Genomic DNA, 22,570 nt, shown 5'->3' with positions numbered 1-22,570 from the left:
GGAACGGAAGACATGACAGCACCCTCGACGACCGCCGGTCGGGTCGCCTTCGTCGGCAGCGGGCCCGGTGACCCCGGCCTGCTGACCGTGCGGGCCCGCGACGCCCTCGCCGCCGCCACGCTGGTCGTGGCCGATCGCGGCGTCCCCGCGGACGTCCTCGGCCTGCTGCCGTCGTCGGTGGCCGTGCGCCCGGTCGGGCACGTCGGCGACGACCCCGCGGCCGGCGGTCCGGCGACCGATGCGGTCGTCGCGCCGAGCTTCGCCGCCGACGACCCCGCCGCGACCGGCGACGGGCCCGCGCCCGCCGACCCGGCGGCGCTGGCCGAGACCGTGGTCGCCGCCGCCCGCGGCGGCGACTCGGTGGTGCGCCTGGTCGTCGGCGACCCGCTGGTGCGTCCGGACGTCGTCACCGAGGTCCGCGCCGTGGCGGCGGCCGCCGTGCCGTTCGACGTCGTGCCGGGCATGCCCGCCGACACCGCGGTCCCGACCTACGCCGGCGTCGCGCTCGGCCCGGCCCACACCTCGGTGGACCTCACCGCCGGCGAGGCCGTCGACTACGCCGCGCTGGCCGTCGCGCCGGGCCCGCTCGTGCTGCAGGCCACGGCCGCGGAGCTGGCCGGCGCGTCGGCCCAGCTCGTCGAGAACGGCTGGAAGCCCGGCACGCCCGCCCTCGTCACCACGGCCGGCACCGGCTCGCGCCAGCGCACGGTGGAGACGAGCCTCGACAAGCTCGCCGCCGACGGCGCCGAGCTCGACGGCACCCTGGTCGTCACGCTCGGCGACGCGGTCACCGACCGCTCGACGCTGTCCTGGTGGGAGTCGCGCGCGCTCTACGGCTGGCGCGTGCTCGTGCCGCGCACGAAGGACCAGGCCGGCGCGATGAGCGACCGCCTGCGCGTGCACGGCGCGGTGCCCGAGGAGGTGCCCACCATCGCGGTGGAGCCCCCGCGCAGCCCGGCGCAGATGGAGCGTGCGGTCAAGGGCCTCGTCGACGGCCGCTACCAGTGGGTCGTGTTCACCTCGGCCAACGCGGTCCGCGCCGTGTGGGAGAAGTTCGGGGAGTTCGGGCTCGACGCCCGCGCCTTCTCCGGCGTGAAGATCGCCTGCGTCGGGGAGGCCACCGCCGAGACGGTGCGGGCCTTCGGCGTGCACCCCGAGCTCGTGCCGTCCGAGGAGACCGAGCAGTCCTCCGAGGGCCTGCTCGAGGTCTTCCCGCCCCACGACGACGTGCTCGACCCGGTCGACCGGGTGCTGCTCCCGCGCGCCGACATCGCCACCGAGACCCTCGCCGAGGGCCTCCAGCAGCGCGGCTGGGAGATCGACGACATCACGGCGTACCGCACGGTGCGCGCGGCCCCGCCGCCCGCGCCGGTGCGCGAGGCGATCAAGACCGGTGGCTTCGACGCGGTCTGCTTCACCTCGTCGTCGACGGTGCGCAACTTGGTCGGGATCGCCGGGAAGCCGCACGCCCGCACGATCGTGGCCTGCATCGGCCCGAAGACCGCCGAGACGGCCGTCGAGTTCGGGCTGCGCGTCGACGTCAAGCCGGAGACCGCCGACGTGCCGTCGCTGGTGGAGGCGCTGGCGTCGCACGCCGCGCGGCTGCGGGCGGAGGGCGCCCTGCCCCCGCCCCGCAAGACGAAGGCCCGCAAGCGCTAGTTTGCGCTGACGCGCTCGTGAGTGCTTGCCCGTGCCAGGGCACGGGCAAGCACTCACAAGACCGAAGGTCAAAGGCTGATGTTCCCTACCGACCGTCCCCGCCGGCTGCGGGCGAACCCCGGCATGCGGCGCCTCGTCGCCGAGACCGAGGTCCGCCCGCGGCACCTGGTGCTGCCCGTGTTCGTGGCCGAGGGCCTCGACGCGCCCCGCCCGATCTCCTCGATGCCGGGCGTCGTCCAGCACACCCGCGAGTCGCTGCGCAAGGCGGCCGCGGAGGCGGTGGCGGCGGGCGTCGGCGGGATCATGCTGTTCGGCGTGCCCGCGCGACGGGACGCGGTCGGTTCCGGCGCGACCGACCCCGAGGGCATCCTCAACGTCGCCCTCGCCGACGTCCGGTCCGAGGTCGGCGACGCCCTGCCGGTCATGGCGGACACCTGCCTCGACGAGTTCACCGACCACGGGCACTGCGGGGTCCTCGACGCCGACGGCGGCGTCGACAACGACGCGACGCTGCCGATCTACGCCGAGATGGCGGTGGCCCAGGCCCGCGCCGGCGCCCACGTGGTCGCGCCCAGCGGGATGATGGACGGCCAGGTCGGGGTCATCCGTGCGGCGCTCGACGAGGCCGGGTTCCGCGACACCGCGATCCTCGCCTACTCGGCGAAGTACGCGAGCGCCTTCTACGGCCCGTTCCGCGAGGCGGTCGACTCCCAGCTGCAGGGCGACCGCCGCACCTACCAGCAGGACCCGGCGAACGCCCGCGAGGCGGCGCGCGAGGCGGCGCTCGACCTCGACGAGGGCGCCGACATGGTGATGGTCAAGCCGGCGATGGGCTACCTCGACGTGCTGCGCCGCGTCGCCGACGCCTCCGACGTGCCGGTCGCGGCGTACCAGGTGTCCGGGGAGTACGCGATGATCTCCGCGGCGGTCGAGCGCGGCTGGCTCGACCGGGAGCGCACCATCCTGGAGTCGCTGACCGGCATCCGCCGGGCCGGCGCCGACGTCGTCCTCACGTACTGGGCCACCGAGGCCGCCGCCTGGCTGGACCGGTGACGGTGGCCGACCACGCACGCACCACCCCGCCCCCGACGGTCACCCCGCCCGAGGAGGAGCCGGGGCGCCCGGGGGTCGTCACGGCGGCGATCGTGCTGTGGGCCGTCCTCGGCGTGCTGATGATCGGCACCGCGCTGCTCTTCGCCGTCGGCCTGCTGTTCGGCGACCTCGACCCGGGCACCGGCCCGGTCGCGGTGGTCGCCGCCATGATCGTGCTCGCGGCGGGCGGCGTCGCGACGCTCGTGGGCGCCCGCCGCCTGCGGATCCCGTCGCGCTCGGCGCGGCTGGGCCTCACCGTGCTGGGCGGGGTGCTCGCGGCGGTCGGTCTGGTGCAGGTCACGATCCTCGGCGTGGGCGGCGTCTGGTTCGTCGCCTTCCTCGTCGGGGCGGTCCTCCTGCACCTGCCGGCGGCCCGCGCCTGGTTCGGCCGGTCCGCATGAGTGAGCCCGACGTTCTCTTCGAGGAGTCGGGCACCCGGCCCTGGATCCTCCTGTTCGGGCCGGTGCTCGCCGGGGTGGGGATCGCCCTGGAGAGCCTCGCGCCCGGCGGGGCATCGCTGACCCTCTGGCTCGGCGTCGGTCTGCTCGTCCTCCTGTACACGCTGCTGCTGGTGCGCACCCGGCGCCGCTACCTGCGCGTGCGCCTCACCGCGTCCGCCCTCGAGCAGGGCACCACGAGCCTGCCGATGTCGCAGGTGACCTCGGTGCGCCCGGTCGACGACGAGCACCACGGGCTGCGGGTGCTCGGCGACGGGCCGGTCGTGCCGCGCCGCCTCGCGCCGGTGGTGCTGCGGCTCTCCGACGGCACCCGCGCGGTCGCGTGGGCCCGCGACGGCGCCGGCCTGCGGCGGGCCCTCGAGGACCTGCTGCGCGCGCGGGCCGCTTCGTGAGCGGCTCCCGCCGCACCGTCGGGCTCCTCGTGGCCGCCGCGGTGCTCGCCGTCGCGGCGGTGGTGCTGCTCGTCGCCGGGGTCGAGGTGCGCGAGACCACCGGGGGCCTGCTCGTCACCCCGATCCGTCAGGTCCACCTCGTCGGTGGCGCCCTCCTCGCGGGCACCGCCGCCGGGGTCGCCGCCGTGCTCTGCGCCCTCGCGGCCCGCCCGGCCGGCCGGGCCCCGACCGAGGTCACCGAGGGCGCCGAGGTCAGCGGGTCTCCTCACCCGTCCGACGAGCCGGACGCCGCGCCCGCCACGACGGCGCCGGGATCCGATCGCCGTTCGTGATCGCCTGAGAGCACGGCCTGCCCTTATCCTCCGTCCGGGCGTCGGGGGACCTCCGTCCGCGACGATCTGGGCGGGGATCTCCGGTGCGGGGATCAGGGGGAGGACGCATGACCGACCTGTCGGGCCCGGCGCCGGACGGCACTGCCGGTACCGCTGGCACCGGGAACACCGGCGACGCGGACAGCTTCGGGCCCTACCGGCTCGAGCACCGCCTCGGCCGTGGCGGGATGGGCGAGGTGCACCGGGCCTACGACACCCGTCGGGACCGCGAGGTCGCCCTCAAGCGCCTGACGCCCGACCTGGCCGACGACCCGGAGATCCGCGAGCGCTTCGAGCGCGAGTGCCGCACCGCGGCCCGGCTGTCGTCGCCGCACGTGGTGCCGATCCACGACTTCGGGGTCATCGACGGCCGGCTCTTCCTCGACATGCGCCTCGTCGAGGGGCGCGACCTCGCCCGGGTGCTCCACGACGAGGGCCCTCTCGACCCGGCCCGCGCGGTGGCCGTCGTCGAGCAGATCGCCGACGCACTCGACGACGCCCACGCCCACGACCTGGTGCACCGCGACGTCAAGCCGGGCAACGTGCTCGTGACCTCCGGGCGCGGGCCGGACTTCGTGCACCTCGTCGACTTCGGCATCGTCCGGCTGGCCGGGGCGTCCACGCGCGGCCGCAACCTCACCGGCACCGGCACGACGCTGGGGACGCTCGCCTACATGGCCCCCGAGCAGTTCGAGGGCGCCGACGTCGACCGCCGCGCCGACGTGTACGCCCTCGCCGTGGTGCTCTACGAGTGCCTCGTCGGCGCGCCGCCGTTCGACGGCGACATGCCCGCGATGCTCCACCAGCACCTCACGGTGGCACCGCCGCCGCCGTCCGCGCGCCGTCCCGGACTGCCCCCGGCGCTCGACGCCGTCGTGCTGCGGGGGCTGGCGAAGCGTCCCGGCGACCGGTACGCGGAGGCGGGCGAGCTGGCCGAGGCGGCGCGGGCGGCGCTGGGTGCGGGCGGGGCGGGCGGGGCGGGGCCGACCCCGCCGGTGGCCGCGCCCGGCGGGCCGGAGCACCGGCGCGAGACCTGGATCGGGCCCGGCGCCCCGCCGCCGGGCGGCCACCCCTCGTTCCCGCCGCAGGCGCCCCCTCCGTACGCGGCCGCCGGCGGTGCTCCCGGCGGGCAGGTCCGGTGGGACAGCGGTCCGCACGGCGCGTCGGCGCCGTGGTCGCCGGCACCGGGCGGCCCGGGGTCGTGGCCGGGGTCCGGCCCCTGGGCGACGCCGAGCGTGCCCGGACAGCCCGTCGCGCCACCGCAAGGCCCACCGCGCCGCCGGCGGCGGGCGCTGCTGATCGCCGCGGGCGCGCTCGTGCTCGTCGCGGCCCTGGTGGTCACGCTGGTCGTGACGCTCGGCCGGGGCGCCACCGACGGGCCGGTGACCGTCGCCGTCGGCCCCGCGGCCCCGCTCGCCCAGCTCTTCCCGGCGTCGACGGGCGGTGGCTGCGTCCCCGGTGACGTCGCGGCCTACCGGGTCGGGACGACGGGCGCCCTGCCCCTCGAGGCGGCCCAGTGCAACGCCGCCGGCGGCGTGACGATCTCCTACTCACGCTGGAACACGCCCTCGGACGCCGTCGACCGCGTGTTCGGCTACTCCGGCTCGCAGTCGGTGGACGGCCAGCGCGTCTGGCAGTACGAGAACGTGCCCCAGGGGCCCTACTGGCAGACCGTCAGCGGTGGGTCCTGCACCAGCCTGGCGGCGTACAACGGCATCGCCGCGACGGTCCAGCTCTACGCCCCGGCCGACCGGTGCGCCGACGTCACCGCGGCGTTCCGGACCTCCGGCATCCCCGGCGGCGAGGAGCTGCGCGCGGTGGAGCGGGCCTTCGCGCCCGCGGTGCGCCCGGGCTGCGGGCCGGCCACGCCCACCGCGGGCACGTCGGGGATCGTGCCGCGCCAGGTCCGCAGCTGCGCCGGGCCCGAGGGCACGACGGTCACCTGGTCGCGCTGGAACGGGGCCGGGGACGTGGCCGCCGAGGCGAACTCCCGCGGCGCGCGCAGCGGCGAGACGGTGAGCTCCTGGAACGCCCCGAACGGGCCGCGGCAGGGCCCCTACGTGGCGGCGGAGGACGGTGGGACGTGCCGCGCCCTGCTGGGGTGGGACGCGGCGCCGTACGCGGCGGAGGTCGTCGGGCCGGACTGCGACACCGTCGAGCGCGCGGTCGTCGGCCTGGCGCCGCCGCCGGGGGAGGGCCTGCCGGCCTGATCCCGGGCACGGCGACGTCACCCGGCGGCTGGGAGACTGGCGGCGTGACCAGTACAGCGATGACGGGCTCCGGCGCGTCGAGCGTCGAGCCGGCCGTCCCCCGCAGCGCCGACCTCTTCGCGCGCGCCGAGCAGGTGGTCCCGGGCGGGGTGAACTCCCCGGTCCGCGCGTTCCGCTCGGTCGGCGGCACCCCGCGGTTCATGGTGTCCGGCTCCGGGGCGTGGCTCACCGACGCGGACGGCCACCGCTACGTCGACCTGGTCAGCTCCTGGGGCCCGATGATCCTCGGGCACGCGCACCCGGCGGTCGTCGAGGCGGTCCGCGAGGCCGCGACGGCGGGCCTGTCGTTCGGGACGCCGACCGCGGGCGAGGTCGACCTCGCCGAGGAGATCGTGCGCCGCGTCGAGCCCGTCGAGCAGGTGCGCCTGGTCAACTCCGGCACCGAGGCGACGATGAGCGCGGTGCGCCTGGCCCGCGGGTTCACCGGCCGCAGCGTCGTGGTCAAGTTCGCGGGCTGCTACCACGGCCACGTCGACGCGCTGCTCGCCGAGGCCGGCTCCGGGGTGGCGACCTTCGGGCTCCCGTCCACGCCCGGTGTCACCGGTGCCCAGGCGAACGACACCGTCGTGCTGCCCTACAACGACCTCGACGCCGTGGCGCAGGTCTTCGCCGAGCGCGGGCCCGACATCGCCTGCGTGATCACCGAGGCGGCCGCGGGGAACATGGGCGCGGTCGCGCCCGGCGACGGCTTCAACGCCGGCCTCAAGCGCCTGTGCCAGGCCCACGGCGCGCTGCTCGTCGTCGACGAGGTGATGACGGGCTTCCGGGTCTCGGCCGCGGGCTGGTACGGCCTCGAGGGCGTCGCGGGCGACCTGTACTGCTTCGGCAAGGTCATGTCCGGCGGGCTGCCGGCCGCGGCGTTCGGCGGCCGCGCCGACGTCATGGCCCACCTCGCGCCCGCCGGGCCCGTCTACCAGGCGGGGACGCTGGCGGGGAACCCCGTCGCCACCGCCGCGGGCCTGACGACGCTGCGCCACGCGACGCCCGAGGTCTACGCGGCCCTCGACGCCCACGTCGACCGGCTGCACGGGCTCGTCACCGGCGCGCTGTCCGAGGCCGGCGTCGTGCACACGATCCAGCGGGCCGCCTCGCTGATCTCGGTGCGCTTCGCCGAGGGCGAGGGGCGCAACTACGACGACATGCGCGCCGCCGAGACCTGGCGCTTCCCGCCGTTCTTCCACGCCCTGCTCGACCGCGGGGTCTACTGGCCGCCGAGCGTGTTCGAGGCCTGCTTCGTCTCCGCCGCGCTCGACGACGACGCGTTCTCGGTGATCGCCGACGCGCTGCCCCACGCCGCCCGGGCCGCCGCGGCGGCGGAAGCACCGTGACCCGCACGACCGTGCACCTGGTCCGCCACGGGGAGGTCCACAACCCCGAGGGGATCCTCTACGGGCGTCTCCCCGGCTACGGGCTCTCCGACACCGGCCGCGAGCAGGCGAAGCGGGTCGCGCTGCACCTCGCGGGCGCCGACGTGACCGCGCTGTTCGTCTCGCCGATGCAGCGCGCCCAGGAGACGGCCGAGCCGGTCGCCGCGGCGCTCGGGCTCGAGCCCGTCACCGAGGATCGGCTCATCGAGGCCGCCAACGCGTTCGAGGGCCAGCACGTCTCGGTCGGCGACGGCGCGCTGCGCAAGCCGGAGTACTGGCCGCTGCTGCGCAACCCGTTCCGCCCGTCGTGGGGCGAGCCGTACCTGGAGATCGCGCACCGCATGCTCGGCGCGGCGCACCGGGCGCGCGCCGCCGCCGTCGGGCACGAGGCCGTGTGCGTGTCGCACCAGCTGCCGATCTGGACGCTGCGGCGCTTCCTGGCCGGGCAGCGGCTGTGGCACAACCCGACCCACCGGCAGTGCTCGCTGGGGTCGGTGACGAGCTTCGTCTTCGACGACGAGAGCCTCGTCGACATCGCCTACGCCGAGCCCGGCGGCACGTCCGACCCGACGGCCACGGGGGCCTGAGGTGCGCGCGCTCCTGCTGGCGCTGGCGGCCCTGCTGCTCGTCGCGGGGTGCTCGTCCGGGGCCGGGGAGGGCGAGTTCGTCTTCAACGGCACGGGCGGGCGGACCACCGTCGTCTACGACCCGCCCGAGAGCCGCGGGGTGCTGCCCGCCGTCAGCGGCGACAGCCTGCTCGAGCCCGGCCGCGCGCTGTCCACCGACGCCTACCGGGGCCAGGTGGTGGTGCTCAACGTGTGGGGCTCGTGGTGCGGGCCGTGCCGCGGCGAGGCGGACGCGCTCGACCAGGTCGCGACGGCCAGCGCGCCGCGCGGGGTGCAGTTCCTCGGCATCGACGTGCGCGACCAGCGCGACGCCGCCGCCGACTTCGTGCGCGACCGCGGCGTCGTCTACCCGTCGATCTTCGACCCGCCCGGCCGGTCGCTGCTCGTGCTGCGCGGCTACCCGCGCAACGCGGTGCCGTCGACGATCGTGCTGGACCGCCGGCACCGGGTGGCCGCGGTGTTCCTCACCGCGGTCCTGGCCTCCGACCTCCAGCCCGTGGTGGACCGCATCGCGGCGGAGCCCGCCGCGGCGACCTGAGCGTTCCGTTGCGGGCGGCCGATCTGCGAAGCTCTGCGGCAGAACCGCTCCCCGGGGGTATGTGTTGATCATCTTCGGCACCCGCCGCACCGTCACCCAGCTCGCGCTGGTCGTGCTGACGTGCGTCAACTGTCACCGCTCGGCCGCGAACGCGGTCATCAAGGCGGTCACGAAGTTCACGCTGTTCTTCATCCCGCTCTTCCCGGTCCGCACCCGGTACGCGACGCAGTGCACGGCGTGCGGCTTCCTGATGTGGATCGACAAGGGGCAGGCCGAGCAGCTCGCGTCGGGCCCGGCGGCGCCCCCGGCGGGCCCGCCGCCGCTGCCCGGGCAGTACCAGGCCTACCCCCCGCAGCAGGGCGCGGCACCGGGCTACCCCGGCGCCGCGCCCTGGACCGCGCCCCCGCAGGGCGGCAACGGCAACGGGCACGCCTCGCACGGCTGAGGCTCCCGCCGCTCAGCCGGACCGGCGGGCGGCGAAGTCCGTGCGGACGTGCGCGGGCTTGGTGTGCTCCTTCGGGCCGGTGCGGCGCGGAGCGGCCGGACGGCCGTCCGCGCCGATCGGGCGCCCCTTCGCGGCCGCGCGCCGGGCGGCGCGGTTGGCGGGCGGCGTGGGATCGGTGGTGCGCATTCGGACCTCCTGGGGTGTGCGGGCGGACACCGCCGGCGCGCCGGGAGACCTGGGAGTGCGCACGGTCGTCGAGGAGATCGACATCGACCGCCGGTGCTCCCTGGTCATCGCCCGGGGTGCGAGGGCACCGCGCCGGACGGCGGAGAGGCAGAGGGGTGGGCGGGGACCGGAGCGGTCCCGGAGCCTCAGAGGTCGATGAACACGACGCGGACGGTACGAGCGTCCGCCCGCGGTGCGCGAGCGAATTTCCGCGAGGATCTCCGCGGGTGGTCGGGAACATCCGTCGCCCCGTGCACCGTCCAAGCCCGCGGGACGGCGTGAGGGGGAACCGTGGGGCTGATCTGGGTCCTGGTGGTGTGCGCGCTCGCCGTCGGGCTGGGCGTCGCGCTCGGTCTGGCGGTGATCGTGCCGATGCGGCGCTCCGCGGCCCGGGACGACGCGCAGTGGGCGCGCTGGGCCGCCGAGCACGGGTGGCACCACGTGGCCGCACCCGCCGCGCTGACCCGCTCCTGGTTCCTGCGGCCGGTGACCCGCGAGCAGCGGCGCGGCGTGGTCGTCCGGGACCTCACGCGCGCCGTCGGTGACCACGTCGTGCGCGCCGTCGAGCACCGCCGCTGGGTGACGGTGAGCGACGGCGAGGGGCAGAAGGTCGTCGTCGAGGACACCGCGCTCGTGGAGGCCGACGCCGCCGTCGTGGACGCCCCGACGACGGTCCTGCGTCCCCGCGGGTGGCCCGTCACGTGCTGGGAGGACCGGATCGGCAGGCTGCCGGAGCTCGACGCCGGACCGCTGGGCGCGACGTTCACCGCCCACGGCCGCGACGCCGCGTACGCCCGGGCCCTGCTCGCGCCGCCCCTGGCCCGGCTCGCCGCGCTGCCGAAGCCGCCGGGCAGCGTCGTCGTCGACGGCGGTCACGTGCTCATGGTCTGGGACGGCCCGCTGACCACCGCGACCCTCGAGCGGGCGGTCGCGTTCCTCACCACGCTGGCCGGTGCCGTCCCGGCGGACCTCCCGGCGCCGCCCCGACGCCGGGGAGAGCCCGCGCGCCGTTCCGGGATCGAGCGGTTCGTCGCCGACTCCGCGGGGCCGTGGTCCGAGGACCTCGTCGCCTGACCCGGTCTTCTACGACACATCGTCGGAGATCGGTCCCCGCGCTCACGCGCGCCCGACCGCGGCGTCCTACCCTGGTCGTGCCATGAACCTGACCGAGGTGGCCACGTCCGGCCCCGTCCTGCTCGCCGTGCTGCTGTCGGTGGCGGCGGGCGCGGTCAGCTTCGCCTCGCCGTGCGTGGTGCCGCTGGTGCCCGGCTACCTGGCCTACCTGGCCGGGCTCGTCGGCGCCGACGCCCCGGCCGTCACCGAGGACGAGGTCCGCGCCCAGGACGCCGAGCGCCGCGCGGCGGTCACCGGCGAGCTCCCGGTCGTCACGGCCACCCCGCGGCGGCTGCGACGGGTCCGTGTCGCGGGCGCCGCGGCGCTGTTCGTCCTCGGCTTCACCGTGGTGTTCGTGCTCGGGCTCGGCTCGGTCGTCTGGCTCGCCGACGCGCTGCTGGCCAACGAGGCGCTGCTGCAGCGGATCGGGGGCGTGGTCACCGTGGCCATGGGGCTGGTGTTCCTCGGGCTGGTGCCCGCCCTGCAGCGCGACACCCGCCCCCACTGGATCCCCCGGACGGGCCTGCTCGGCGCGCCCCTGCTCGGCGCGACCTTCGGGCTGGGCTGGACCCCGTGTCTCGGGCCGACGCTCGCCGGCGTCGTCGCCCTGGCCAGCGGCACCGACACCGGGTCGGCGGGTGTCCGGGGCATCGTCCTGCTGCTGGCCTACTGCCTCGGGCTGGGCGTGCCGTTCGTGCTCATCGCCCTCGGCGCCGGGCGCGCGGTGCGGGCCCAGGCCTGGTTGCGCACCCACAGCCGGCGCATCCAGATCGTCGGCGGCGTCGCGCTCGTCGTCGTCGGGCTGCTGCTCGCCACCGGCCTGTGGGCCGAGATCGTCGCCCTGCTGCGCGGCCCCGTCGCCGGCTTCACCACTCCTCTCTAGCTCCTCTGTAGGCCCCACCTGATGACCTCCACGCTCCAGGCGCCCCCCGGCGAGGCCGGCCCGCCGCCGTCCCGGCCGAGCCGGGCGCGGCAGGCGCTCGCGCTGGCCCGCAACACCTGGCGCGGGCTGACCAGCATGCGGACAGCGCTGATCCTGCTGTTCCTGCTCGCGGTCGCCGCGCTGCCCGGAGCGCTGCTGCCCCAGCGCACGCCGAGCCCCAACGCCGTCGACGACTACCTCACCCAGAACCCCACCCTCGGCCCCGTCTTCGACGACCTCGGGCTCTTCGACGTCTTCGCGACGCCGTGGTTCGCGGCGATCTACCTGCTGCTGTTCGTCTCGCTCATCGGCTGCCTGGTGCCGCGGTCGTTCGAGCACGTCCGGGGCCTGCGCGCCGAGCCGGTGTCCGTGCCGCGCAGCCTCGCCCGCCTGCCCCACCACGCGCGGAGCACGTCCGGCGACGACCCGGACGCCGTCGTCGCGTCCGCGCGAAAGCGCCTGCGCGGCTGGAAGGTCGCGGTGCGCTCGGAGCCCGGCGGCGTGCGCACGCTGTCGGCGGAGAAGGGCGCGCTGCGCGAGGTCGGCAACCTGGTCTTCCACCTCAGCCTCGTCGCGCTGCTGGGCGGGATCGCCGTCGGCAAGCTGTTCGGCTACGAGGGCCAGGTCATCGTCATGGCGGACGGCAGCGAGTTCTGCAACGCCGGCATCTACGCCTACGACTCGTTCCGTCCGGGCCTGCAGGTCGACGGCACCGGGCTCGACCCGTTCTGCATGGTCGTCGACGACTTCCGCGCCACGTTCCGTCCCGACGGCCAGCCCGACTCGTTCGACGCGGCCGTCCGCTACCAGGACACCGACGCCGTCGAGCGCGGCGACACCGCCTGGGCGCCGCACGACCTCGCCGTCAACGACCCCCTGCGCGTCGACGGCGAGCGCGTCTACCTGCTCGGGCACGGCTACGCCCCGCGGTTCACGGTCACCTTCCCGAACGGCGAGCAGCGGGTCGGGCTGATCCAGTGGCGCCCCGTCGACCAGGCCACGCTGCTCTCCGAGGGCGCGACGAAGATCGATCCGCCCGGCGTCACCGACGAGGCCGAGCGTCGGCGCTCCCAGCTCGCGATCACGGGGCTGTTCGCGCCGACCTCCTCGGGCGGCGGGCTCGTGACGTCGGTGTTCCCGGCGCTGAACGACCCGGAGGTCGCCGTCGACGTCCTGCGCGGCGACCTGGGCCTCGACTCGGGCCGCGCGCAGTCGATCTTCGAGGTCGACCGGAACATGGTCGAGCAGGGCCGGCTGGTGCGCGTGGCGCGCGAGAACGTGAAGCCCGGCGGCGAGATCGCCCTCGACAACGGCACCCGCATCCGCTTCGACGGTGTCGAGAACTGGGTGTCACTGCAGGTGTCCCACGACCCCGCGCAGACGGCCGTGCTCATCGCCGCGATCGCCCTGCTCGGGGGCCTGACGCTGTCGCTGACCGTGCGACGGCGGCGGTTCTGGGTGCGGGCGAGCCCTGCCGAGCCGTCTACGACAGGAGGTCGTACGGTGGTGAGCCTGGGCGGGCTCGCCCGGACCGACCGGGCGGGCTACGGCGAGGAGTTCGGGCGGCTCGCGGCGGAGCTGGCGCCGCCCCACCCCGACGCGGGGGAGCAGGGCCGGGAGCGTCCCGACCCGGACGTGCCGGCGCAGGACGAACGGGAGGACGACGATGGTCGTTGACGCAGGCCTGGGCCAGTTCGGCGACCTGCTGTTCGAGTCCGCGCTCGTGATCTACGTGTTCGCGATGATCCTGCACGCCGTCGAGCACGCCCTGCTGCGGCGCACCGGCGCGGAGGAGGAGTCCGCTGCGCGCGTGCCCGTGGCCGCCGGCGCCACTGCCGGGACGGCGGGGATGAGCGGGACCAGCGGGACCAGCGGGCTCTCGAGCGAGGGCGCCGCCGCGGCCGCCGACCTCGAGGACACCACCGAGCCCCCGGCGCCGACGCGCCGCCCCCGGTCCCGTGCGGAGCGCTTCGGGCGCACCGGCGTCTCGCTGACGGTGCTCGGCTTCGCCCTGCACCTGGCGATGCTCGTCGTGCGCGGTTTCGCGGCGCAGCGCGTGCCGTGGGGCAACATGTACGAGTTCACGGCGGCGATCTCGCTGGTCGCCGTGGGCGCCTGGCTGGTCGTGCTGCGCCGCCGCCCGGAGCTGCGCCGCCTCGGCGCGTTCGTGCTGCTGCCCGTGATCGTCCTGATGTTCCTCGCCGGCACGGTGCTCTACACGCAGACCGCGCCCGTGGTGCCCGCCCTGCGCTCCTACTGGCTCGCGATCCACGTCTCCGCGGCCGTGATCGCCTCGGGCATCCTGCTGCTCGCGGGCGTGGCGAGCGTGCTCTACCTGCTGCGCCGGGTGCACGAGAACGACCCGTCGAAGCTCACCTGGACCTCGCGGCTGCCCGCGGCCGACGTGCTCGACCGCGTCGCCTACCGCGCCACCGCGATCGCCTTCCCGATCTGGACCTTCGCCGTGATCACCGGGGCGATCTGGGCCGAGGCGGCGTGGGGCCGGTACTGGGGCTGGGACCCGAAGGAGACGACGGCCTTCATCGCCTGGATCGTCTACGCCTGCTACCTGCACGCCCGCTCGACGGCCGGCTGGCGGGGGCCCCGCGCGGCGGCGGTCAACGTCGTCGGGTTCGCCGTCATGATCTTCAACCTGTTCTTCGTCAACCTCGTCGTCACGGGTCTGCACTCCTACGCCGGGGTCGGCTGATCCGTTCACGCGGATCTCCGCGACGGGATACGGTGCGGCGCGCGCACGCGACGAGGGAGGACCGGGGCGATGGAATCCAGGGACGACACCGGCGCCGAGCGCGAGGCGGGTGACGCGACGCCGCGGAGCTCGACCCTGCCGAACGGTCCGTCCCGCGACGCCGCGGCCGGCGCCACCCCTGCCACCCCGCCGGAGCCGGCGTCCGGCTCCTCGGGTGAGGCCCCGTCGGAAGCCGGTCCGGCCGGTCCGGCCGGCCCGGCCGAGTCGGCCGCCGTGGCCGTGCCCGCGGACTCGCCCGAGACCACGCGCCGGGTGGACACCGCCGAGGCGGCGCGCGGGGACGCCGCGCAGCCGCGCCACCCCGGCTTCGACCCGCGCGTCGGCGCCGCACCTCCCGGCCGGGGCGGGCCGGTGCCGGCCGACCGGGCGCCCGTGGCGGGCCGCTTCACCACACCGGGCCACGGGGCCGGTGGCCCGCAGGGCGCCGGCCCGAACGGGCCCGCCTCGTACGACCTGTCGTCCGCCCAGCTGCTGCGCCCCAGCAAGCGTCCGCCGCAGACGGGGTGGCGGCGCGCCCTGTTCCTCGGCTCCGGCGGCCTGATCAACCCGGGGGAGAGCGTCGGCGACGCGGCCCGGCGCGAGCTCATCGCGCGGGTCAACCAGCCGCTCCACGGCTGCTACAAGATCGCGATGCTGAGCCTCAAGGGCGGCGTCGGCAAGACGACGATGACCACCACGCTCGGCTCGACGTTCGCCTCCCTGCGCGGCGACCGCGTCATCGCCGTGGACGCGAACCCCGACCGGGGCACCTTGAGCCAGAAGATCCCGCTGGAGACCACGGCGACGGTGCGCCACCTGCTGCGCGACGCCAACCGCGTGCGCCGCTACTCCGACGTGCGGGCCTACACCTCGCAGGGCCCGTCACGGCTGGAGATCCTCGCGAGCGAGCAGGACCCGGCGGTGTCCGAGGCGTTCAGCGAGGTCGACTACCGGCGCACGGTCACCCTGCTCGAGCACTTCTACAACGTCGTGCTCACCGACTGCGGCACCGGCCTCATGCACTCGGCGATGAAGGGCGTCCTCGACGTCGCGGACTCCCTGCTCATCGTGTCGTCGGCGTCCATCGACGGGGCGCGCAGCGCGTCGGCCACGCTCGACTGGCTCGACGCGCACGGCTACCGCGACCTGGTGTCCCGTTCGGTGGCCGTCATCAACTACGTGCGGCGCTCGTCGGGCAACGTCGACCTCGACCGCGTGTCGGACCACTTCGCGGCGCGGTGCCGCGCGGTGGTGCGGCTGCCGTTCGACCCGCACCTCGAGGAGGGCGCGGAGATCGAGCTCGACAAGCTCGCGTCACGCACCCGGGCAGCGCTGCTCGAGCTGGCCGCCACCGTCGCCGACGACTTCGGCCGGGCCGGGTCGCGCGTGCGGCGGCCGATGCTGCCGCGCTGAGCCGCGGGGCCCGCTCAGGTGGAGGAGGGCGGATCCTCGCGCTGGATCTTCTCGTCGAGCGACCGGAGGAACTCCGGGTCGTCGTCGGGGGCGACCGGGCGACGGGGCCGGCGCGGCGAGGCCTGCCGGGTGGGACCGGTGGGGGCGTCCTCGACCATGCCACCGGGGCCGCCGTCGTGTCCGGCCTGGGCCGCCTGGGCGGCCATCACCTTCCACAGCAACGTCCCCACGACGACCAGGACCAGCACGGCCACGAGGAACGGGATCACTCGGACGCCTCCAGCATCTCGACGTCACCGGACCGCGGGTGCTCCGTGGACCGGGCAACCACCACGCTACCGGTCGGATCGAAAGTCCGCGTGGCGTGCGCGAGGTGGCCGTCGGGTGGCGGTCGGGTGCCCGGGACGAGCGGGTGCGGGCCGGTGACCGCGTCCCCGCGTGTCGCCGCCCCGTGCCGTGAACGGCCCCCGGCGCGTCGCCGGACGGCGCGCCGGGGGCCGCTCATCGGCGCCGGTGCTCGGAGCTAGTGGTGCGCCTCGCTGGTGAGGCCGTCGAGCAGCGTGCGGACCTCGGACTCGCGGAACCGGCGGTGCCCGCCCGGCGTGCGGATGGAGCCGATGCGACCCGCGGAGGCCCAGCGCGTGACGGTCTTGGGGTCGACGCGGAACATCGCGGCGACCTCGCCCGGGGTCATCAGCCGCTCACCGGCGTCGTGAGTGATGGTCATGTCACTCCACCTTCCCTCTCGCCTCACACAACCCGGCCCGCACCGCGACAGGGGCGCGGCCGGGCACAACACGCGAATCGTGACACCGGACCCCGTACGTACTCGAACGCTTGTATCCAGGTAAAGGGACCACAAAGGACGAAACCGGACGATGTGGGCGTCGGGCCCGGCCGCGCGCGACCGGTCGCCGTCGTGCCTACCCTGGACGGTGTGACCGACCAGGAGTCCGGGTCCACGCACGGCGTGACCAGCGACGACGACCAGACGCAGACTCCGGCCGAGGGCGGGGCGACCACCCCGTCGGCGGCCGGGACACCCGGCAGCGTCGCGGTCGCTGTCGGGCTCTACGTCGGCGCGCGGCTGCTCGTCGTCGCGGTGATCGCGGGCGTCCTCATGGCCGTCGGTTTACCTCTGCTGGTCGCGCTGCTCATCGCGCTCGTCGTCGCGCTGCCGCTCTCGCTCGTGCTGTTCCGTGGTCTGCGGACGCGGCTCACCGCCGAGGTGGACGCGGCGACGGCCACCCGCCGGGCCCGTCGGGACCGCCTGCGCGCCGAGCTGCGCGGCGACACGGACGTCGACGGTGGTCCCGCCGCTCCCTAGGTGAGCGCCAGGCCCAGCGCCGTCGCGGCCGACCACACGAGCAGGCCCAGGGCGGTGTCGCGGAGCACGGGGATCAGCTGGGGGCCGGTGGAGCCGGCGAGCACGCGGCGCAGGCTCGGGGCGAGCAGGATCAGCGCGAGCAGGCCGGCGAGCGCGCCCCACGCCCGCAGGCTGAGCACCAGCGTCATGCCCAGCGGCACCACGACGAGCGCGGCGTAGAGGACGCGGGTGTCCCGGTCGCCGAGGACGACGGCGAGCGTGCGCTTGCCCGTCTCGACGTCGGAGCCGATGTCGCGCAGGTTGTTGGCCACGAGTACCGCGCAGGCGAGCAGGCCCACGCCCACCGCGGCGCCGATCCCGAGCCCGCTGGCCCGGCCCGTCTGCGTGAACTCGGTGCCGAGCACGGCGACGGGACCGAAGAACACGAACACCGCGACCTCGCCCAGCCCGCGGTAGCCGTAGGGACGCGAGCCGCCGGTGTAGAACCACGCCCCGACCAGGCACACGGCGCCGACGACGATCAGCCACCAGTGCCCGCTGTAGAGCGACAGCGCGATCCCGGCGAGCGCCCCGACCCCGAAGCACAGGAACGCCGCACGCTTGACCAGGTAGGGCTGCGCCACCCCGGACCCGACGAGGCGCAGGGGGCCGACGCGGTCGTCGTCGGTGCCGCGGACGCCGTCGGAGTAGTCGTTCGCGTAGTTGACGCCGATCACGAGCCCCACCGCGACGACGAGGGCCAGCAGCGCGGCGAGCAGGTCGAACCCGGCCACGCCCGCGGCCGCCCCGGACCCCGCGAGCACCGGCGCGATCGCCGTGGGCAGCGTGCGGGGCCGGGCCCCCTCCACCCACTCGCCGACGGTCGCCACGGGCGGCGAGCCTAGTGGAACCGCCGTCAGGTGCAGGGGGGCACGGGCGGGGCGCCCTGGATCCAGGCGGCCGGCACGTAGTGGTCGGGGCGGGTGCGCAGCCAGAGGTTGCTGGTGCCCTGGGTGCCCTCGACCGAGGTGCCGGCGACCTGGCACTGGACCTCGACCTGGGCGCCGTCGCCGACCACCCCGCCGTCCTCGGCGGTGGCGTCGGCCGCCGTCCGCTCGACGACCGGGCCCGCGCCCGCCGTCACGGCCCGCCCGAGGGCGGCCGAGCGTGCGGTCCACAGGTAGTCGACCGTGACGAACGCGTTCTCCCGCAGCCCGAGGCCGTAGAACGTGCCGTCGGCGAGGTCGATGCCGGCCGGGTTCTTGACCTGACGGCCGAAGCCGTCACGGCCGCCGTTGTGCTTGTTCTCGAACGCGGCCTGGGCCTGGGGCCGTCCCTGCGGCAGGTCCTTCCACTGCTCGCGCTGGCCGGGCGGGTTCCAGTAGTCGTCCTTGGTGTTCCAGGGGCCGACGTCCCAGATCGGCACGGTCGCGCAGCGCCCGGCCTCGGTGCAGACGCGCACGCTGTAGTCGCCCTTGCCGTTCGGGGACAGCGCGCGGCGCGAGGGCAGGGCGGCGAACTGGTCGTTCGCGACGATCCGGTGCCCGTTGGCGGTGGTGCCGCCGACGAGGCCCTCGCGGGTGGCGAACACCCGGTAGCTCGCCCGCGGAGTGATCGCCCGGGCGTCCGTCGGCGCCTGGTCGGCGCTCACCTCGAGGCTGCGCACCACCGGGCCCGAGACGCCGGCGGGCGCGATCAGCGCGAGGCGCGCGGCGACGGTGCGGGTCGGCTCGGGGAGGATCGCCGGCGCCCCGGCCGCGGCCGGGATCCATTCGGTCCACTGCCCGTCAGGGCCCTGCCCACGGACGTCGACGGTGACCTGGGTGCCGGGCGGGACCTCGGCGTCGACGGGCGCCTCGATCCGGTTCACGGGCGTCGCGAACTGGTGGGCGCCGAGGTCGAGCAGGCCCTGGCGCTCGGCGCCGCGCAGCGCGGCCGGGCCGGTCTCGGTGCCGTCGCGGGTCGTGCTCAGGCGCGCGGTGCCCTCGGCGACGTCGACGCCGGTGGTCAACCCGGCGAGCGGCGGGGCCCAGCGCTGGGGTCCGTCGTCGTCGCCGGGGGCGCGGTCGTCACGCGGCATGGGCTGGCCGCTGCCGGGGCTGCCCGGTGGCGCGGCGGGGTCGGCCGACGCGGCGGGCGCGCCGGGCACGGCGGCGAGGGTCAGGGCGGTCGCCAGGACACCGGCGGCCACGACGATTCCTGTCCGTCGCCTCCGCGGCGTCCGGACGAACCGTCCCGCGGAAGCGGAGGACTGGGTCGTGTCGGAGCGCACGGTGCAGTGAACGGCGCGGCACCGGGCGCGGGTGCCGGGTACCGCGGAGATCCGCTCGATGGGCTGTCATCCGGTCGAGCGTTTCGCCACCCGTTCGGCGCGGCGGCTGGACGCCGGCGCGTACCTGGTGCAGACGTGCGGGACCCCCGGGGCTCCTGTGGGTGAGCCGCCGGGGTCCCGTCAGGCCAGGGGTCAGCTCGTGCGGCGGAACCGGAGCGCGACGGCGGCGATCCAGACCATGGCGGCGATGGCGCCGACGGCGAGGGTCAGGGTGCCGGCGACGCCGCCGGTCATCGCCCAGCCCCACCCGACCACGAGGGCGGTGCCGGCGGAGCGCGACACCACGGCGAGGTCGCGGCGCCCGCCGCGGGTGAAGTGGCGGGCCAGGACGAAGCAGGCCGCGATCAGCGCGGAGAAGCTGACGGTCCCGGCAACCATGTGCCCGAGGGCGTGCCAGGACATCGTCGTCACGCCCGTGGGGGCGCCGACGGGGAAGCCGTTGCCGGGGTCCATGACGAGCACCCCGGCGGCGGCGAAGCCGGTCCCCGCGGCCCGCACGAGCCGGGGGACCCACACCGCTCCGGGCGTGCCCCGCAGGGCCGTGCGCAGCCCGCCCGCGCCGGCCACGACGAGCACGCCGGCGAGGACGAAGTTCGTGATCTGCAGCCAGCCCAGGTCGCCGGTGGACAGCTGGCTCAGGGGGTGGCGCAGGATGTCGAACCCCTCGCGGGTGGCGGCCTGGGCGAGCGACAGCGCGCTCCAGCCGAGGAGGCCGGCGGCGACGAGCCCGAGCTGGGAGTGGGTGGTCGTGGTGGTGGGGGTGGTGGTGGCGGTCGCGGTGCTCATCTCGGGTGCCTCCTGGGGCGGGGTGGTCGGTCTCTCGCCAGGACGTCGCTCGGGCTGATATGACAGGGAATGACGATCGTTCCCTCTCGCATCGGCCCGATCGACGTGGAGCCGGAAGCACCACGACGACCACCGAGATCGAGGAGTTCGAGATGCGCTACCTGATGACCACCGGGAAGAACAGCCGCGACGCCGACGAGGCCCTGTTCGCCGAGATGGGCGCGTTCATCGAGGAGATGACGTCGGCCGGCATCCTCATCGCGACCGGGGGCCTGGAGCCCGGCGGCGTGAAGATGACCTCCCAGGGCGACGAGATCACCGTGACCGACGGGCCGTTCGTCGAGGCCAAGGAGGAGATCCTCGGCTTCGCGCTGGTCGAGGTGTCCTCTTACGAGGAGGCCCTGGAGGTCTCGCGGCGGTTCCGCCGCATCGTCGGGGACGGCGACAGCATCCTGCACCGGGTGATGGGTCCGTGACCTCGCCGCGTGGGGGCGGGCTGCACGCCCGGGTGGACGCGGTCTGGAAGCTCGAGTCCGCCCGGATCGTCGCCGCCCTCACGCGGATGGTCCATGACGTGGGCCTGGCCGAGGAGCTGGCGCAGGACGCGCTGGTCTCGGCCCTCGAGCAGTGGCCGGACGCCGGGGTGCCCGACAACCCCGGTGCCTGGCTGACGTCCGTCGCCAAGCGCCGGGCCGTCGACCACCTCCGTCGGGCGCAGCGGGCGGAACGGGCCCACGCGGCGCTGGCGGGCCCTGCTGATGGCTCTGCGGACGACTCTGCCGACGACTCTGCCGACGACTCTGCTGACGACCCGGACGCCGACGTCCTGCGGCTGATGTTCCTGTCGTGCCACCCCGTGCTGGGCACCGAAGGGCGCCTGGCGCTGACCCTCCGGCTGCTCGGCGGGCTGTCCGCAACGGAGATCGCGCGGGCGTTCCTCGTCGACGAGGCCACGATCGCCCGCCGGATCGCCGACGCCAAGCGCACCCTCGCCGACGAGGGCGTCGCTTTCGCGATGCCCGGGCGCGACGAGCTCGCCGCCCGGCTCTCGTCGGTGCTCGAGGTCGTGTACCTCGTGTTCAACGAGGGCTACGCCGCGACGTCCGGGGCCGACCTGCTGCGCACCGACCTCACCGGTCAGGCCCTGCGGCTCGGGCACCGCCTCGCGGCGCTCGCGCCGTCCGAGCCCGAGGTGCACGGCCTGCTCGCGCTGATGGAGCTGCAGGCGTCCCGCGCCGCCGCGCGCACCGGCCCGTCGGGCGAGCCGATCCCGCTGCACGAGCAGGACCGCGGTCGCTGGGACCCCGTCCACGTCCGGCGGGGCTTCACCGCGATGCTGCGGGCGCGGGACCTCGGCGGCGCTCCCGGCCCCTATGTGCTGCAGGCGGCGATCGCGGTGTGTCACGCCCAGGCCCGGCGTCCGGAGGACACCGACTGGGCCGCCGTCGCCGCGCTCTACGACCGCCTCGTCGCCGTGGTCCCCACGCCGGTCGTCGCGCTGAACCGGGCGGTCGCGGTCGCGCGTGCGCGGGGCCCCGCGGAGGGGCTCGCGCTCGTGGAGGGGCTGCGCGACGACCCCCGCCTGCGGGACTACCACCTGCTGCCCGGGGTGCGGGCCGACCTGCTCGCCCGGCTCGGTCGCGACGAGGAGGCCCGGCGGGAGTACGCGCGCGCCGCCGCGCTCACGCGCAACGACGCCGAGCGCGCGTTCCTCGACGCGCGGGCGGCGGACCTCGTGGCGGCGCCGGTGGGTCCCACGCTGGGGGAGCTCGCCGGGGAGTTCCTGGACGGCCTCGACGCCCCCGCGCGCCGGGCGTACGGGCAGACCCTGCGCCGCCTGGTGCGCGGGGTGGGCGGCTCGACCCCGCTCGCTTCGCTGACGCCGGAGGAGGTCGTCCGCGTGCTCACCACCTCGTGGAGCGCCGCCGCGCCGGCCACCTGGAACCGGCACCGCGCGGCGGCCCGGTCGTTCGCGGTGTTTGTCGGACGGCCCGAGCTGGCCGCGGATCTCGCCCGCCGCGCCGCGACGTCGCCGCCCGCACCGCCCCTCGCCCCGGACGACGTGGCGGCGCTGTGCGACGACCTCGCCGTGCCGGTGCGCGAGCGCGCGCTGTGGTCGTTGCTGCACGAGTCCGGCGCGCCTGTACGGGCGGTGCTGGCGCTGGACGTCAGCGACCTCGACCGCGAGGACCGGCGCACCCACGACGGCACGGTGTCGTGGCGTTCGCGCACGGCGCGGCTGCTCGATGAGCTGCTCGCGGGGCGGGTCCAGGGGCCGGTGTTCCTCGCCGAGCGCCGCCCCGGGCCCGCCCGTACGCGCGCCCCCGCCGACCGGTGCCCCGACACCGGGCGGACGCGGTTGTCCTACGAGCGCGCCGAGTACCTGTTCAAGCACTCCGCCGGCGGGAGCGTGACGCTGCGCCGGCTGCGCACGCGGGGCTGACGTCGGCGGTGGTCAGAACGGCGGTGGGCCGGTGTCGACGGTGGGGGTCGGGGGGTCGGTGCG

At 75.9% G+C, this 22,570-nt stretch carries 24 protein-coding genes; 18 read left to right on the top strand and 6 right to left on the bottom strand.

The features are described from left to right. Positions 1–12: 12 nt before the first annotated feature. From WCD41_RS18225 to WCD41_RS18180, 10 genes are all read left to right on the top strand, one after another. Entirely contained in the window at positions 13–1,659 is a 1,647-nt protein-coding gene (locus WCD41_RS18225; RefSeq protein WP_337714942.1) for a uroporphyrinogen-III synthase, read from the top strand. A gap of 78 nt (positions 1,660–1,737) precedes the next feature. Next, positions 1,738–2,712, top strand: coding sequence for a porphobilinogen synthase (hemB, locus tag WCD41_RS18220; RefSeq protein ID WP_337714940.1), 975 nt, complete (start codon positions 1,738–1,740; stop codon positions 2,710–2,712). 2 nt (positions 2,713–2,714) lie between these two features. Then, positions 2,715–3,152 (top strand): hypothetical protein, encoded by a 438-nt coding sequence (locus tag WCD41_RS18215; RefSeq protein WP_337714939.1) that lies wholly within the window; start codon positions 2,715–2,717, stop codon positions 3,150–3,152. Next, entirely contained in the window at positions 3,149–3,601 is a 453-nt protein-coding gene (gene mce1N, locus WCD41_RS18210) for a transport-regulating membrane protein Mce1N (RefSeq protein ID WP_337714936.1), read from the top strand. Before WCD41_RS18215 ends, mce1N begins: the two co-directional genes overlap by 4 nt. After that, positions 3,598–3,933, top strand: coding sequence for a hypothetical protein (locus WCD41_RS18205; protein ID WP_337714934.1), 336 nt, complete (start codon positions 3,598–3,600; stop codon positions 3,931–3,933). Before mce1N ends, WCD41_RS18205 begins: the two co-directional genes overlap by 4 nt. A gap of 107 nt (positions 3,934–4,040) precedes the next feature. Beyond that, the gene (locus WCD41_RS18200; protein ID WP_337714932.1) at positions 4,041–6,182 is read left to right on the top strand and encodes a serine/threonine-protein kinase; all 2,142 of its coding nucleotides are present in this window, start codon (positions 4,041–4,043) and stop codon (positions 6,180–6,182) included. A gap of 59 nt (positions 6,183–6,241) precedes the next feature. Next, positions 6,242–7,570, top strand: a complete 1,329-nt coding sequence (gene hemL, locus WCD41_RS18195; protein ID WP_337716056.1) for a glutamate-1-semialdehyde 2,1-aminomutase — start codon at positions 6,242–6,244, stop codon at positions 7,568–7,570. Then, entirely contained in the window at positions 7,567–8,196 is a 630-nt protein-coding gene (locus tag WCD41_RS18190) for a histidine phosphatase family protein (protein ID WP_337714930.1), read from the top strand. The genes hemL and WCD41_RS18190 overlap by 4 nt, the downstream gene beginning before the upstream one ends. A gap of 1 nt (position 8,197) precedes the next feature. After that, positions 8,198–8,773, top strand: coding sequence for a TlpA family protein disulfide reductase (locus WCD41_RS18185; RefSeq protein WP_337714928.1), 576 nt, complete (start codon positions 8,198–8,200; stop codon positions 8,771–8,773). 61 nt (positions 8,774–8,834) lie between these two features. After that, on the top strand, positions 8,835–9,218 hold the full coding sequence (locus WCD41_RS18180) for a zinc-ribbon domain-containing protein (protein ID WP_337714926.1): 384 nt from the start codon (positions 8,835–8,837) through the stop codon (positions 9,216–9,218). A gap of 12 nt (positions 9,219–9,230) precedes the next feature. On the opposite strand, the gene WCD41_RS18175 is transcribed toward WCD41_RS18180, so the two are convergent. Beyond that, positions 9,231–9,404, bottom strand: coding sequence for a hypothetical protein (locus WCD41_RS18175; protein WP_337714923.1), 174 nt, complete (start codon positions 9,402–9,404; stop codon positions 9,231–9,233). A 330-nt stretch (positions 9,405–9,734) separates the two neighbouring features. On the opposite strand from WCD41_RS18175, the gene WCD41_RS18170 reads away from it, so the two are divergent. From WCD41_RS18170 to WCD41_RS18150, 5 genes are all read left to right on the top strand, one after another. Next, complete coding sequence (locus WCD41_RS18170; RefSeq protein WP_337714922.1) at positions 9,735–10,517, top strand: hypothetical protein; 783 nt, start codon at positions 9,735–9,737, stop codon at positions 10,515–10,517. An 82-nt stretch (positions 10,518–10,599) separates the two neighbouring features. Continuing rightward, positions 10,600–11,439 carry a cytochrome c biogenesis CcdA family protein gene (locus tag WCD41_RS18165; RefSeq protein WP_337714919.1) on the top strand — a complete coding sequence of 280 codons (840 nt, stop codon included), beginning with the start codon at positions 10,600–10,602 and terminating at the stop codon, positions 11,437–11,439. Positions 11,440–11,460: 21 nt separating this feature from the next. Next, positions 11,461–13,155, top strand: a complete 1,695-nt coding sequence (resB, locus tag WCD41_RS18160; RefSeq protein ID WP_337714917.1) for a cytochrome c biogenesis protein ResB — start codon at positions 11,461–11,463, stop codon at positions 13,153–13,155. Next, the gene (gene ccsB / locus WCD41_RS18155; protein WP_337714915.1) at positions 13,145–14,188 is read left to right on the top strand and encodes a c-type cytochrome biogenesis protein CcsB; all 1,044 of its coding nucleotides are present in this window, start codon (positions 13,145–13,147) and stop codon (positions 14,186–14,188) included. The genes resB and ccsB overlap by 11 nt, the downstream gene beginning before the upstream one ends. A 69-nt stretch (positions 14,189–14,257) precedes the next feature. Continuing rightward, entirely contained in the window at positions 14,258–15,640 is a 1,383-nt protein-coding gene (locus WCD41_RS18150; protein WP_337714913.1) for a MinD/ParA family ATP-binding protein, read from the top strand. A gap of 14 nt (positions 15,641–15,654) precedes the next feature. On the opposite strand, the gene WCD41_RS18145 is transcribed toward WCD41_RS18150, so the two are convergent. Together WCD41_RS18145 and WCD41_RS18140 are read right to left on the bottom strand one after the other, a co-directional pair. Then, positions 15,655–15,909: a hypothetical protein gene (locus tag WCD41_RS18145; protein WP_337714910.1), complete on the bottom strand. Its 255-nt coding sequence runs from the start codon at positions 15,907–15,909 to the stop codon at positions 15,655–15,657. A 254-nt stretch (positions 15,910–16,163) separates the two neighbouring features. Next, complete coding sequence (locus tag WCD41_RS18140) at positions 16,164–16,367, bottom strand: BldC family transcriptional regulator (protein WP_337714908.1); 204 nt, start codon at positions 16,365–16,367, stop codon at positions 16,164–16,166. 210 nt (positions 16,368–16,577) lie between these two features. Here WCD41_RS18140 and WCD41_RS18135 point away from each other — a divergent pair, with 210 nt between their 5' ends. Further along, a complete protein-coding gene (locus WCD41_RS18135; protein WP_337714906.1) occupies positions 16,578–16,967 on the top strand; it encodes a DUF4229 domain-containing protein in 390 nt (129 codons plus the stop codon). Here the strand turns inward: WCD41_RS18135 and WCD41_RS18130 are convergent. From WCD41_RS18130 to WCD41_RS18120, 3 genes are all read right to left on the bottom strand, one after another. Continuing rightward, on the bottom strand, positions 16,964–17,836 hold the full coding sequence (locus tag WCD41_RS18130) for a 1,4-dihydroxy-2-naphthoate polyprenyltransferase (protein WP_337714904.1): 873 nt from the start codon (positions 17,834–17,836) through the stop codon (positions 16,964–16,966). The genes WCD41_RS18135 and WCD41_RS18130 overlap by 4 nt on opposite strands. A gap of 26 nt (positions 17,837–17,862) precedes the next feature. Further along, positions 17,863–19,137 carry a DUF8814 domain-containing protein gene (locus tag WCD41_RS18125; protein WP_337714902.1) on the bottom strand — a complete coding sequence of 425 codons (1,275 nt, stop codon included), beginning with the start codon at positions 19,135–19,137 and terminating at the stop codon, positions 17,863–17,865. A gap of 273 nt (positions 19,138–19,410) precedes the next feature. Next, complete coding sequence (locus WCD41_RS18120) at positions 19,411–20,064, bottom strand: DUF998 domain-containing protein (protein ID WP_337714900.1); 654 nt, start codon at positions 20,062–20,064, stop codon at positions 19,411–19,413. A 152-nt stretch (positions 20,065–20,216) separates the two neighbouring features. Between WCD41_RS18120 and WCD41_RS18115 the strand changes: the two genes are divergently transcribed. Further along, complete coding sequence (locus WCD41_RS18115) at positions 20,217–20,540, top strand: YciI family protein (protein ID WP_337714898.1); 324 nt, start codon at positions 20,217–20,219, stop codon at positions 20,538–20,540. Continuing rightward, on the top strand, positions 20,537–22,507 hold the full coding sequence (locus WCD41_RS18110; RefSeq protein ID WP_337714896.1) for a sigma-70 family RNA polymerase sigma factor: 1,971 nt from the start codon (positions 20,537–20,539) through the stop codon (positions 22,505–22,507). Before WCD41_RS18115 ends, WCD41_RS18110 begins: the two co-directional genes overlap by 4 nt. Positions 22,508–22,570: the final 63 nt, after the last annotated feature.

It is taken from the genome of Actinomycetospora aeridis, assembly GCF_037400275.1.
GTDB classification, from domain to species: domain Bacteria; phylum Actinomycetota; class Actinomycetes; order Mycobacteriales; family Pseudonocardiaceae; genus Actinomycetospora; species Actinomycetospora aeridis.
The sequence above is the reverse complement of the archived record's forward strand: the minus strand, read 5'-3'. Positions and strand labels throughout refer to the sequence as shown.